The organism is Aliidiomarina halalkaliphila, assembly GCF_007096385.1.
GTDB classification, from domain to species: domain Bacteria; phylum Pseudomonadota; class Gammaproteobacteria; order Enterobacterales; family Alteromonadaceae; genus Aliidiomarina; species Aliidiomarina halalkaliphila.
The window spans coordinates 330460-344477 of the sequence record NZ_VJWL01000001.1 but is presented as its reverse complement, the minus strand read 5'-3'; the positions used below and the strand labels follow the sequence as shown (position 1 = coordinate 344477).

Annotated in this window: 12 protein-coding genes; all 12 read right to left on the bottom strand. The window is 49.1% G+C overall.

Features of this window, described 5'->3' with window-relative positions; all coding sequences use genetic code 11:
- Positions 1–5: 5 nt before the first annotated feature.
- The 12 genes from lysS to bamA all read right to left on the bottom strand — a co-directional run bounded on the left by lysS (position 6) and on the right by bamA (position 14013).
- A complete protein-coding gene (gene lysS / locus FM042_RS01605; protein WP_143234010.1) occupies positions 6–1520 on the bottom strand; it encodes a lysine--tRNA ligase in 1515 nt (504 codons plus the stop codon).
- Positions 1521–1550: 30 nt separating this feature from the next.
- Positions 1551–2649 (bottom strand): peptide chain release factor 2 gene (prfB, locus tag FM042_RS01600; protein WP_143234009.1). Its coding sequence is split into 2 segments (ribosomal slippage): positions 1551–2573 and positions 2575–2649, totalling 1098 coding nucleotides; the frame shifts between segments, so codons are not numbered across the junction.
- A 132-nt stretch (positions 2650–2781) separates the two neighbouring features.
- A complete protein-coding gene (gene recJ, locus FM042_RS01595; protein ID WP_143234008.1) occupies positions 2782–4500 on the bottom strand; it encodes a single-stranded-DNA-specific exonuclease RecJ in 1719 nt (572 codons plus the stop codon).
- Between the two features lie 30 nt (positions 4501–4530).
- Complete coding sequence (xerD, locus tag FM042_RS01590) at positions 4531–5418, bottom strand: site-specific tyrosine recombinase XerD (RefSeq protein ID WP_143234007.1); 888 nt, start codon at positions 5416–5418, stop codon at positions 4531–4533.
- A 67-nt stretch (positions 5419–5485) separates the two neighbouring features.
- Positions 5486–6313, bottom strand: a complete 828-nt coding sequence (locus FM042_RS01585) for a pirin family protein (RefSeq protein WP_143234006.1) — start codon at positions 6311–6313, stop codon at positions 5486–5488.
- 58 nt (positions 6314–6371) lie between these two features.
- The gene (locus tag FM042_RS01580; protein ID WP_143234005.1) at positions 6372–7340 is read right to left on the bottom strand and encodes a glutathione S-transferase family protein; all 969 of its coding nucleotides are present in this window, start codon (positions 7338–7340) and stop codon (positions 6372–6374) included.
- Between the two features lie 113 nt (positions 7341–7453).
- The gene (lpxB, locus tag FM042_RS01575; protein WP_143234004.1) at positions 7454–8635 is read right to left on the bottom strand and encodes a lipid-A-disaccharide synthase; all 1182 of its coding nucleotides are present in this window, start codon (positions 8633–8635) and stop codon (positions 7454–7456) included.
- Positions 8632–9399: an acyl-ACP--UDP-N-acetylglucosamine O-acyltransferase gene (gene lpxA / locus FM042_RS01570; protein ID WP_143234003.1), complete on the bottom strand. Its 768-nt coding sequence runs from the start codon at positions 9397–9399 to the stop codon at positions 8632–8634. Before lpxA ends, lpxB begins: the two co-directional genes overlap by 4 nt.
- Positions 9400–9855, bottom strand: a complete 456-nt coding sequence (gene fabZ, locus FM042_RS01565) for a 3-hydroxyacyl-ACP dehydratase FabZ (protein ID WP_232366320.1) — start codon at positions 9853–9855, stop codon at positions 9400–9402.
- Between the two features lie 13 nt (positions 9856–9868).
- Positions 9869–10891: a UDP-3-O-(3-hydroxymyristoyl)glucosamine N-acyltransferase gene (gene lpxD / locus FM042_RS01560; RefSeq protein WP_143234001.1), complete on the bottom strand. Its 1023-nt coding sequence runs from the start codon at positions 10889–10891 to the stop codon at positions 9869–9871.
- 51 nt (positions 10892–10942) lie between these two features.
- Positions 10943–11395, bottom strand: coding sequence for an OmpH family outer membrane protein (locus FM042_RS01555; protein ID WP_221931488.1), 453 nt, complete (start codon positions 11393–11395; stop codon positions 10943–10945).
- Positions 11396–11526: 131 nt separating this feature from the next.
- A complete protein-coding gene (gene bamA / locus FM042_RS01550; protein WP_143233999.1) occupies positions 11527–14013 on the bottom strand; it encodes an outer membrane protein assembly factor BamA in 2487 nt (828 codons plus the stop codon).
- Positions 14014–14018: the final 5 nt, after the last annotated feature.

The window sequence follows — 14018 nt, the reverse complement described above, 5'->3', positions numbered from 1 at the left end:
TGCCGTTAATCCTGCTTTTGCGGGCGCATATGCGGGAATAACAACACATCTCGAATAGACGCTGAATCCGTTAGCAACATCACCAAGCGATCAATACCAATACCCTCACCGGCTGTCGGTGGCATGCCATATTCCAATGCGGTCACATAATCAGCATCGTAGAACATAGCTTCCGCATCTCCGGCTTCTTTCTGTTCCACTTGCTCTCGAAAGCGCTCGGCTTGGTCTTCCGCATCGTTCAGTTCCGAGAAACCATTGGCGATTTCACGCCCGCCAACAAAAAACTCAAAGCGGTCAGTGACAAATGGGTCGTCATCATTGCGGCGTGCTAACGGCGATACTTCCGCTGGGTAAGCGGTAATAAAGGTCGGCTGCATCAACTTATGCTCAGCAGTGGCCTCGAATATTTCAATTTGAATCTTGCCTAGGCCCCAACTTTTATGCACTTGGATTCCAAGTGAACTCGCCAACGCCGCCGCCGTTTCGCGGTCCTGAAGTTGTTCCGGTGTGACATCTGGATTGTGATGTAAAATTGCCTCGACAACCGTCATGCGAACAAAGGGCTGACCAAACTCAAAGGTATCGCCTTGGTAGTTTACGCTGGTGGTGCCCAACAGTTCCGTACACAGCCCGCGTACCATGGTTTCGGTCAAGTCCATCAGGTCTTGATAATCCGCATAACCCCAATAGAACTCAAGCATGGTGAATTCGGGGTTGTGTCGCGTTGATAAACCTTCATTCCTGAAGTTACGATTAATTTCAAATACTTTCTCAAAACCGCCGACCACCAATCGCTTTAAATAAAGTTCTGGAGCGATACGTAGGTATAAATCCATATCTAGCGCATTGTGATGGGTCACAAATGGACGAGCAGACGCGCCCCCTGGAATGGTCTGCATCATCGGTGTTTCTACTTCAAGAAACGCCCGCTCGGCTAAAAAGCGGCGAATATAGTCCACCGCCTTTGAACGCATCACAAAGGTATTGCGACTCTGTTCATTCACAATGAGATCGAGATAGCGTTGACGGTAGCGGGTTTCCTGATCTGCTAAGCCGTGAAATTTATCCGGTAATGGGCGTAATGCTTTGGTTAACAAGCGAATGTCATCGACCTGCACAGTAAGCTCGCCGGTACGGGTTTTAAATAGGGTACCTGTCGCGCCTACGATATCGCCCAGATCCCATTTTTTAAAACCATCGTTGTAAACACCTTCAGCGAGATTATCTCGGGCAACATACACTTGAATCTGACCGCTCATATCTTGCAAGGTCGCGAAACTCGCTTTACCCATGATGCGACGTAGCATCATGCGCCCAGCAATGCTCACCCGAACACCCTGACTTTCAAGGGCATCGCCTTCCACGTCATCAAATTCTGCATGCAGATCCGCGGCCATATGCTCGCGACGAAAATCATTTGGGAATGCAATCCCCTGCTCCCGTAGCGCCGATAGCTTCTGTTTGCGCTCTCGAATCTGTTGATTAACGTCTTGAGTTTCTGGTTGCTGCTTGTCGGTCATTTTAAATCCTCTTGTTCCGTCTGTCTGTCATTACAGTCCAGACTTCAGGCTAGCTTCAATAAAGCGATCTAAATCGCCATCTAGCACCGCTTGCGTGTTGCGCGTTTCTACGCCAGTACGCAAATCTTTAATTCGTGAATCATCTAACACATAGGAGCGAATCTGACTGCCCCAGCCGATATCCGATTTGGTATCTTCTAGCGCCTGCTTGGCTTCATTTTGTTTCTGAATTTCCATTTCGTATAACTTGGCCCGCAATTGCTTCATGGCAAAGTCTTTGTTCTTATGTTGCGAACGGTCACTTTGACATTGCACCACAATTCCAGAAGGTTCGTGAGTAATCCGAACGGCAGAATCGGTTCGGTTTACGTGCTGACCACCTGCCCCAGACGCGCGGTAGGTATCGATACGTAAGTCCGCTGGGTTGATTTCAATCTCGATATCGTCGTCGATTTCGGGATATACAAAAGCCGACGCAAACGACGTATGACGGCGATTACCCGAATCAAAAGGTGACTTGCGTACCAAACGATGAACACCCGTTTCGGTTCGTAACCAACCAAAGGCATAATCGCCCTGGAAGCGAATGGTTGCCGATTTAATGCCGGCCACTTCACCTTCCGATAATTCCGTAATTTCTGCTTTCATACCATGGGCTTCGCCCCATCGTAAATACATGCGAAGGAGCATGGAGCACCAATCTTGCGCTTCTGTACCACCAGAACCCGACTGTAAATCCACGTAACAATCATTGGCATCGTTCGGGCCAGAGAACATTCGGCGAAATTCTAATTTCTCTAAAGCACGTTGCCATTGCTCAAGTTCTTTCTCGGCTTCAGCGAGGATCTCTTCATCCTGCTCTTCGACCGCCATATCAAGAAAGCCTTGGGCGTCATCAAGCCCTTGCGCAAGGTCACGGAAGGTGTGCACAACGTCTTCCAAGGCCGAGCGCTCTTTACCTAATGCCTGGGCTTTTTCTGGGTCGTTCCAAACCGCGGGGTTCTCGAGCTCGCGCTCGACTTCTTCGAGACGTTCCGTTTTCGTCTCTAAGTCAAAGATACCCCCTAAGCTGCGCCATGCGCTGCTTAAGGTCATCGATTTGATAGGCAACTGCGTTGCTTTCCAGCATGCTATAAGTCCTACGTCCTGAATTCTTATGGGCCTTTTCCGTTCGCACGAGCCACACAAGAATAAAAGTATTCAAAATGGGCGCGTATTTTAGCGGAAATTCAGTCTAAACAACAGAGTACTGATAGGAAATTCAAAGCACTGCTTGAATCATTAACTGCACATTACGCTGTCCACGAAATTCATTGATCGCGAGTTGATACGCTAATCGCACCTGTGTTTCACCAGACCACTCCCAAGGTGCACGTTTTGCGTGGAAAGCAATGGCATCAAATATCTGATCCGAATCAAGCGGCTGCACCACTAATTTTAAGTGTACATCTTTGAGCCAGCGCGCTTGTACTACTCGAAACTCACCATCAAACAAAGGCAGCGGGAAGCCCTGCCCAAAAGGTCCTGCTTGTTGAATGGTTTCTACAGTATCCACACTCAGTTCCTGTGCCGCCAACTCGCCGTCGCTCCAGATGACTTGCTCTAATGCCTCTGCATTGATCCAGCGCGCGGCAACCTCTTGGACGGTCTGATAAAACCTATCCCAGGCCGCGGCGGGCACCGTGAGACCCGCTGCCATGGCATGACCGCCAAAGCGCTCAATACAGCCAGGGCTTTGTGCCGAGACCTGCTCCAGTAAATCACGGATATGGATTCCCGGCACCGAACGACAGGACCCTTTTAACCGGCCTTCATCGTCAGGGGCAAAAGCCATCACCGGTCGATGCAAACGCTCTTTTAACCGGCCTGCCAGAATACCAATGACCCCCTGATGCCAATCGGCGTTCTGAATCGCCAATACGGTCGGTAACGATTGTTCCGTCAGCGCCACGTTCGCTAGCAGCCGTTCCGCATCGTGCTGCATATCCTGCTCGATAGTTCGGCGCTGTCGATTCAGTTCATCGAGTTGCAGCGCCAACATGCGCGCATGCTGCGTGTCCTTTGCGAGTAAACAGGTGATGCCCATTTGGATATCATCAAGGCGGCCTGCGGCGTTAATGCGTGGCCCCACCGTAAAGCCGAGGTCAGTAGCTTGTAAATTGTCAGGGCTCCGCCCGGCAACTTCGATCAAGGCCAAAATTCCTGGCGCACAGCGACGCTGACGAATTCGGGCTAATCCCTGCTGCACAAGAATACGATTGTTATAGTCCAGGGGTACCACGTCAGCGACGGTTCCTACCGCGACATAATCTAAATAGTTCGCCACATTAACCTGAGCGGCAATATGGTTCGGTTGTTCATTACGAAACCAAGCCCGTAGCGCTAACAGCAAATAGAACGCCACCCCAACCCCAGCCAGATTCTTACTCGGGAAGCTGCAATCACGCCGATTTGGGTTCACTATTGCATAGGCTTTCGGTAATGCTTCGCTAGGTAAATGATGGTCTGTGATGATGACATCCATTCCGAGTTGATTAGCGCGCTCCACACCTACGTGGCTGCTAACCCCGTTGTCCACGGTAATAATGAGTTGGGCCCCGTCACGATGTGCACAATCCACCAAACTTGGGGAGAGGCCGTAGCCATCGGTAAAACGGTTCGGCACCAGATAAAATAGCTTGTTCGCACCCATGGCACTGAGTCCTTGCATCAGCAAGGCAACACTGGTCGCTCCGTCCGCATCAAAGTCGCCACAGATACAAATTGATTGTTGCTGTTGTATCGCTTGAGCTACGCGTTCCGCCGCTAAACCACAGTCGGTGAGTTGATTAAAATGTAATAACCCGGTGGCGCTGAGCGATAATTCGTCCACGGAGTTGACTCCGCGGCACGCATATATGTGGCGTAATAAGGGCGGTAATTCAGGATGCGCTAGAATAGCCCCTTTGGGGCTGCGACGACGGACTTCAATTTTCGTCATAATAAGTATCTAAATTTCCAATGTGTGCGACTAACCCCGGGGGTGATGGGCTGCGTGTAGTTGTTTAAGGCGCGCTTTTGCCACTTGCGTATAGATTTGGGTGGTAGAAATATCCGCATGGCCTAACAACATTTGCAACGCCCGTAGATCAGCCCCATGGTTTAACAGGTGTGTGGCAAATGCATGGCGCAATCTATGCGGTGAAACATCATCGGGTAAACCCGCACTACGACTATGTAAACGGATTCGATGCCAGAACGTTTGTCGCGTCATTTGCTTGCCACGGGTCGATAAAAACACAACATCCACCGGCTTGCCAAGTAATTCTGGACGACCGTGACGAAGATAACGCTCAAGGGCATGCAACGCTTCTTCACCCAAGGGCACTAAGCGTTCTTTGTCCCCCTTACCAATCACCCGCACCAATCCCTGCCGCAAGCTTAATTGATTCATTTGTAATTGCACTAACTCACTAATACGTAATCCGGAGGCGTAGAGCACTTCCAGCATGGCTCTATCACGCAGCCCGAGCGCCGACTCCGCATCCGGTGCACTTAATAATGCACTGACAGCTTCTTCACTCAGCGTCTTGGGTAATGAACGCGGTTGTTTAGGCGTACGAACATGGTTCGTTGGATCATCCTTACGCAAATGCTCGTGCAGTAACCAACCATAAAATTTGCGAGCTGCACTTAAAAACCGCGCTAACGTACGTGGATTCCGCCCTTGATCATGGAGCGCGCTCAAATAGGCCTCTATATCGCTCACAGCGGCCTTTTCAAGGGGAATGGCACGAGGTTCTAGCCAGCGCGCGAAATGGCTAAGATCGCTGCGATAGGCACTTAGGGTGTGTTGGCTTACCCCCTGCTGCAACCATAACCGGTCGAGAAACCCTTCAAGATGCTTCGTATTCACCATCGCGCTCCAACCCAAAGGCTCAAAAAAAACGCCGCATCAAGTGCGGCGTCAGCAAACTTTCTGATCGTTAGTGCGTGAGGGTGCCATTTTGATAATCCATAAAAGCTTGGCGTAACTCAGCTTCCGTATTCATCACAAATGGACCATATTGCGCAATGGGCTCACCTATTGGCTTCGCCGCCATCAGCAAAAAGTGTCCCTCACTTGCAATCGACACTGGAACTTCCGCTTGTGCGTCAAGCTCCATCAGTTCACCTGCCTGAGCAGTGATGCCATCAATAGTAATCGCCCCTTGATAGACATACAACAGGCGCGTCTCTTGACCTTGCTGTGGGAGGGTAAAACTAGCGTGTTGTGGAATACGAAAATCCAAATATAAGAATTCTCGTCCAGGCGCCTTCACCGGACCTGTTTGATCCGCAAAGTCTCCCGAAAGCACCCGTACTGTGCCACCTTCAAAGGCAACTTCTGGCACGCTATCCCCAGGTATATCCGCATACTCAGGGTCATCCATTTTCTCAGATGCCGGTAAATTCAACCACAGCTGAAAGCCCCACATCATACCGTTTTTCTGCTTTGGCATTTCCGAATGAATAATACCTCGTGCCGCCTTCATCCACTGCAGACCACCCGTACTAATTTCACCTTCGTTTCCAGTGGAATCTTTATGAGCCATATTGCCGGCTAGCATATAGGTCAGCGTACAAAAGCCCCGGTGGGGATGCGGCGGAAACCCGGCAATATAGTCATTAGGATCGTCCGACTTGAACTCATCCAACATCAAAATGGGGTCTTTATGCCGAAATGCAGGTTGATTAATGACGCGACTCAGGCGCACCCCAGCACCATCTTGTGCTGGCATACCACGAACACGATGTTTCACTATTGAACTCATGACTTTACTCTCCAAACATAAATTGATCGCGTTTTCTTTTCCACATTCGGGATCGGGCTTATTGGTCACGCTTATGCGGTGCCATAAAATCCAAGGTCGGTCCCTTCGGTACCACACCGGTTGGATTAATCATGTCATGGCTCACATAATAGTGGGTTTTGATATGGTCCATACGCACCGTTTCGACCACCCCAGCTACCTGATAAAGCTCGCGTAGGTAACCCCACAGATTTGGGTAATCAACGATACGCTTGTGATTACATTTAAAGTGCCCTACATAAACCGCATCGAAGCGCACTAACGTGGTAAATAGACGCCAATCTGCCTCAGTGATTTGCTCACCCACTAAATAGCGTTGGCTGGATAAACGTTGTTCCAGGCTATCTAGCGCTACAAAGAGCTCGTCGAACGCCTCTTCATAGGCATCTTGGGTGGTGGCAAACCCACTTTTGTATACCCCATTATTCACCTTATCGTAGACCATTGAATTAATGGCATCGATATCGCTGCGTAAGGACTCCGGGTAGAAGTCCAAATGATTCCCCGTAATGCCATCGAAGGCGCTATTAAGCATTCGTATAATATCTGCCGACTCGTTGCTCACAATGGTGTTGCGCTTTTTATCCCAAAGCACAGGGACCGTGACGCGACCACTATAGTTAGCGTCAGCACGCGTATAAATTTGGTGCATAAAGTTGGCATCGAACAAGGGATCCGCTAGTTCACCCTCGCCAAATTCCCACCCGTTTTCCAACATTTCGGGCGACACCGCTGAATAGGATATATGGGATTCTAAGCCTTTCAGCTTGCGAAAAATAAGCGTTCGGTGAGCCCACGGGCACGCATAAGACACATAGAGGTGATAACGCCCTGACTCCGCTTCAAAGCCACCCACTCCGGTTTCTCCAGGCTCGCCATTGGCGGTGATCCAGTTCCGAAATTGCGACTCCGACCGCTCAAAGCGACCACCACTTTTACTGGTGTCGTACCATTGATCGTGCCATTTGCCTTCCACTAATAAACCCATAACACCTCCTTGAACTAATGAGGTTGAGTATAGGGGGCTGGCACTGGGGTAACAACTCGGTGGCTGGAATACCATTATTCACTTAACGAATAATGATTTTAAAACACGATCATTTATCGGATAAGCTGAAGCACCGCGAGAGCGGCCTCTTTGCCAGCGTCGCGGCGCAACATGGCATGATGTTCCGCAAAACGAGCGAGCGCAGCGGACTGATCGTGTTCAAGCAGTTGATTGATTTCATCGGCGATGCGGGTGCCCGTTACTTCTGATTGAAGCAATTCCAACACTAAAGGGCCGCCTTCTAATAGATTTGGCAAGGAGAAGTGAGGCAAGCTCACAAAGTGGCGGAGCAATTGATAATTCAGCCAACCAAAGCGGTAGCACACTACCATTGGGCGCTTAATTAACATGGTTTCTAAGGAAACAGTGCCCGATGCTAGCATGGTCACGTCACTAGCGGCGATCACTGTCTGTGAGTGACCTAAAAACGTATGAATACGCAATTGTGTCTCGCGTTTTTTCAACGCATCTAAAAACTGGTCTTGGCGTTTTTCGTTAGCAAAAGCCACTAAAAACTCAAGATTCGGGTGCTCATCCTGGAGGCGAATAGCCGCATCGATAAAGGGCTCCGCTAATAAGCCCACTTCACTACCTCGACTACCAGGCAAAATACCTACATAGGTTTTATCCCCAGTCAGGGCAAGCGCTTCACGGGCACTTTGCTTCGACCATTCGAGGGGTATTTCATCCGCCAAAGGATGACCTACAAATTTATAAGGTACCTGATACTTCGCATAGAAGTCCGCTTCAAAAGGAAGTATACCTAAGACAAGCTCCGTCGCTTCGGCAATACCAAATATGCGCTTCGGACGCCATGCCCACACCGATGGACTCACATAATGCACTGTGGGAATACCGGCAGCTTTCAGCTTTTTTTCAATGGGAAGGTTAAAATCAGGCGCATCAATACCAATGAACACATCCGGCTTTCGCGTTAACATCGCCTGCACTACCTGCTTACGAGCTCGCAATAAGCTAGGAAGTTGCTTGAGCACATCAACAATGCCCATCACCGATAAGGTTTCCATTGGGAACAATGATACCAGGCCGGCATTGCTCATGCGTGCGCCACCCACGCCTACAAATTGAACATCATGATGCCGCTCACTCAGTGCTTTCATTAAGTTCGCACCGAGAATATCACCAGATGCCTCTCCAGCGACAATACCAATAAGCAACGGGCGCTCATGTGCGCCCGCTATAGTCGAAGTCGTTGTGCAGTTTACATCACTCATGGCCGAATAATTCCGCGCTCCGAGTCAGTGATAAACTCGACAAAACCATGCAGTGCCGGTTCGTCTAATGCCTGAATTGCCGTTGCGGCTTCTGCCACGGTGAGACCACTGCGATACAACAGGCGGTAGGCTTTTTTGATGTTGCTTATGCTGTCGGCACTAAAACCCCGACGCTTTAAGCCTTCGCTATTAATCGTGCGCGGTACGGCATTGTGGCCTTGGCACATCACATAGGGCGGAATATCCTGTACCACAACCGAACTTACCGCAGCAAAACTGTGAGAGCCAATCCGACAAAACTGGTGCACGCCAGTAAAACCACCGAGGATAACAAAATCCCCCATATGAACATGCCCTGCCAAGGTCGCATTATTGGCGAGAATATTGTTCGAACCAATCATGCAGTCATGGGCCACATGCACATACGCCATAAACAAATTATCATTACCAATTTGCGTCAGACTATTATCTTGAATCGTGCCTCGATGAATCGTACAGCCTTCACGAAACACATTGCGATCACCGACCACTAACTCGGTCGGCTCGCCTTTGTATTTTTTATCCTGGCAATCTTCGCCGATTGAACAAAACTGAAAAATGCGATTGGCGCGGCCAATACGCGTCGGTCCTTTAATGACCACGTGCGAATGAATCACACAGTCATCCCCGATCGACACATCTGGCCCCACATACGTCCAGGGGCCAATAGTCACGTTTTTCCCAATCCGTGCTTTCGGATCAATTATTGCGGATGCATGAATCAATTAAGTCGTCCTTCTTGCGCACATGATTTCGGCTTCACACGCTAATTTGCCATCCACTTCGGCACGGCCTTTAAATTTCCAGATGCCCCGGCGCTCTTTTAAAAATTCCACATGAAAATCAACGCGATCACCCGGGATAACCTGGCGCTTAAAACGCGCGTTATCAATACCGGCAAATAGATAAATCTCGTCTTCTGCGACGTTTTCCATCATTTTGAAACCGAGCAAACCTGTTGCTTGCGCCATCGCTTCAAGTAGCAATACTCCCGGAAAAATTGGGTTTCCTGGGAAGTGCCCCATAAACACAGGCTCATTCATGGTGATATTTTTAATCGCATGCAACGATGTGTTGGGCACATAGGAAATCACCCGGTCTATCAATGCAAAAGGATAGCGATGGGGTAGAATTTTTTGAATCTCGAGAATATCAAATCCCGGCTGCGCGTTATCGTTCAATGGAGTTCCTCCGTTAGTCATTCGGTTTATCGAGTTTGCGCTCCAGCGCCCGAACTCGCAGGAATAACTCAGGTAGCTGACGTACCCGCGCTCCAGATTTGGCCCATGTGGATTGATCCACGACTGGTAATCCCGATGCGTATACGCCCTTCGCTGGCAAGTCCTTGGTGACCATTGTCATGCCGTGGATTTGCACACCATCACCAATGGTAATGTGCCCGTTAATTCCTGTGGCACCGCCAATCAAACAATAACGCCCAATTTTCGCACTTCCTGCAATTCCAGTTTGGCCAGCTATCGCCGTGCCTTCACCGATGTGCACGTTATGCGCAATCAAACATAAGTTATCAATAATACAGTTTGAACTGATGACGGTGTCGTCCAGTGCGCCACGATCAATCGTCGTATTGGCACCGATATCCACATCATCACCAATCACCACCCGACCGAGCTGAGGGATTTTAACCCATTTTCCGTTATCACTGGCCCAACCAAAGCCATCAGCACCAATAACAGCCCCGGAGTGAATGTTACAACGGGCACCAATCACGACCTGGTGATACACTTGCACACTCGGCCATAAGCGCGTACCTGCACCAATCGTTGCCCCTTCACCCACATAGCAATTTGCACCAATAATGGCACCCTCACCAATCTGAGCACCATCGGCAATCACAGCGCCAGGGCCAATACTCACATTGTCACCGAGTATAACGGTTTCTGCCACTGCCGCACGGGCATCAATCCGCGCCGCAGGAATAGGCGTCGTATCAAATGCTTGAGCCGCGCGGGCATATGCAAGATAGGGATTGCTGGTGATCAGAGCATTTCTAATGAGACTTGGATCATCGTGTTCCGGGCGCAATATAACCGCAGCAGCCTGGGTGTTCTTTAATAGGTTTTTATACTTGTCATTGGCAAGAAAGCCGACCTGTTCAGGGCCGGCATTTGCGAGCGTTGCGAGACTCGAGACAGAGGTTGCGCCATCACCGCGCACTTCTGCCCCGATCAGTGTCGCTAATTCACTGAGCGTCATTCGATTTCCTTTTTCGTCCAGTTAAACTCAATTCAATACTGGAATCGATGTTTAGTCTAGCAGACGCTCAATAATTTGGTCTGATACATCCATTGCTTCCCGTGAGAAAGGAACACGGTTGTAATCGAGAATCAAATCGTAGCCGTTGGCTTCTGCATAGGCTTCAATCGCAGTGTAAATCTTCTGCAGTAAGCGGTTACGCTCTTCTGTTTCACGCATTTGGATATACTGGTTCAGTTGTTCACCGCTGCGTTGTAAGCCCATAGCACGAGCACGTAGCTCTTGATTCGCTTCGTTCTTTTCTTCGTCGGTCATGATCGCTTCATCGCGGGCAACACGCTCACGCAGCGCCTCAAACTCTTCTTCCAATTGATTTAAACGTTGAATTGGCTCGGCAAATTCTTCGCTAATCAGCTCAGAAACCTCTTCAAGTTCAGGCATACTCTGCAAGACTTTGTTGATATTCACGGTGCCGATTTTCATGTCTGCGGCATGCGCAGGCATAGCACTGAATACTAAGGCGAATAATACGATTACACTAGTGAATACAGCTTTCAAAGGTCTACCCTCATGTCTTTAAGTAACTAAAATATTTATTCGTTCTCTTTCTGTGCGCCGATATGGCGTATTCAGATTTAGAACGATGTACCAATATTAAACGTGAATCTATCTTCTAAGGTACGATCCAACGAGCGAATCGGGAACCCTAAACTAAAGGATAAAACACCCATCGGTGATAGCCACTGTACTGAGACACCATAAGATGCCTGATAATTCCGTGGGCTACCATAATCCCAAAAACGCGTTTCACCCACCAACTGAAGATCACGGTATTCGTCGTAATTAAATTCAGTATCCCATACTACGCCGACATCGACAAAGGCGCTGGTACGGACGGTGCGCGCGGCTTCTTCACCCACAAACGGTGTTGGGAAGATTAACTCGAAGCTCCCGTTCAGCTGCGCATTACCACCAATCGACGCAAAACGTGAGATCTCAATACGGTCATGCTCCGGCCCTAAGGCAATTTGTTCACGGTTGCCGTCTGCATCGGGAGGACCCAATGTATATTGCGGACGACGAATAATCCCGCGCGGACCTACACGGTTCGCTTCAAAGCCCCGTAAACTACCGGTACCACCACCATAGAAGTTTTCCCAGAACGGTAAGCGATAATCGATGCCGCGTTCATCCTGACCATATCCATTTCCGTAACCTGCACCTAAACGCGTCAGTAACACAAAATCGTGATCACGGTCAAAGGGGCGATAGTAGCGGAATCGATAATCAATTTTAAAGTATTGCAAATCACTATTTGGTGTAGTGACTTTACCGCTCAATTGATTCATCGTGCCGGCTGTTGGAAAAACCCCACGGTTGAGTGTATTTCTCGTCCACGCCGCCGTTAAATCGTAGGTTACAAAGTTCAGGGATGCAAAAGGATCGCTAGGGTCCGCATACCGTGTATAGAAGCTACGGATTTGATCGAAGATTTCCCGCTGCGTAATGCCGGTACTCTTATAACCAACACCAAAGTTTAAGCGGTTATATTCGTTAATCGGGAATCCTAGATCAGTTCCAACACCCCATGAGCGTTGATTAAACCGCGATAAGTTCGCTTGTCGTGCATCGAAGTCTGTATAGAAAACTGTACCACCCAAACTGACACCATCATCGGTGAAGTAATTATCCACGTAATTTAATTGCACATTACGGGAGTAGCGGTTGGTGTCCACAGAAAACGAAACACGGTTGCCTGAGCCTAGGAAGTTATCTTGGCTCACCGACGCGTTCAAGCTTAACCCTGCGAAATCACCGTAGCCGATACCCGCAGAAATGGTGCCTGATGGCTGCTCTTTAACGCGGTAAACAACATCGACCTGATCGGGTTCGCCCGGGACTGGTATGGTTTCAACTTCAACAGTTTCAAAATAGCCCAGGCGCTCTAAACGTACCTTGCCAAACTCAACCGTTTGCTCGTTCAACCAAGAGCCTTCGATCTGACGCATTTCCCGGCGGAGAACTTCGTCTTTAGTGGCGTCATTTCCCTCAAAGTTAATCCGACGCACATAAATGCGCTGACCTGGATCGATTGAGAAGGTTAAGCTGACCAGTTTGTTTTCATCATCGATTTCCGGCACCGCGCGCACTTCCGTGCGAGCATAGCCGTAACGGCCAAAGTAACGCTTGATAGTTTCTTCGATGTCAGTGACTTCGGCTTGATTATACCGACGCCCTTCCAGTGCTTTTACAAACGCATTTAAAAACTCTTCATGGTCACGTAGCTCACCGATGGCACGCGCATCTTTGATATCGAAGCGATCACCCTCAGCGACGTTCACAGCAATATAAATGCCTTCCAGCTCAGGGGTAATCGCCACTTGTACCGATTCGATATTAAAGCGCAAGAAGCCCTGATCGCGATAGAAAGATTCTATCTCTTCCAAATCACCCATCAGCTGTTGCTGTTGATAGTTCCGTTTGCCGAGAATATTCCACCACGGCAATTCATCACGGAGTTCCATCAACCGTGTAAGTTGGCGACGATCAAATGTTTCGTTTCCAATAAAGTTAATTTGCTCAACCACCGCAGCTGGACCTTCGCGGAAGTTAAAACGCAATTCAACGCGGTTACGCGGCAAGTTCACCACTTGCACTTCAACCCGAGCATTGTATTTCCCAACGCTGTGATAAAAATCCTCAAGATTCTTTTCAAGCATAGAAATTACCGTGCGATCCAGCGACTCACCTTCTGCGATGCCATTGTTTGCTAGGCTATCGAGAAGCTGTTCATCTTTAAGATCACGGTTGCCGTCGAACACAATGTTGGTAATTGTCGGTCGCTCAGTGACACGAATCACAAGTGCGTCGCCATCACGATATACACGTACATCGTCGAAATGGCTTGATGAATATAATTCGTGGATAATCTGGCGAATACGTTGTGGATCGGCTTCCTCACCGACACGCAGAGGCACATAAGTTAAAGCTGCACCTAATCCTACCCGCTGCAAACCACGGATTTGAATATCATCAACAACGAATGAGTCGGATGCGTGAGCGTTAAAGCTCATGCCAGTTCCTGCGAGTACCACTCCAATAAACAGCTTTTTCAATGTCATGCAAC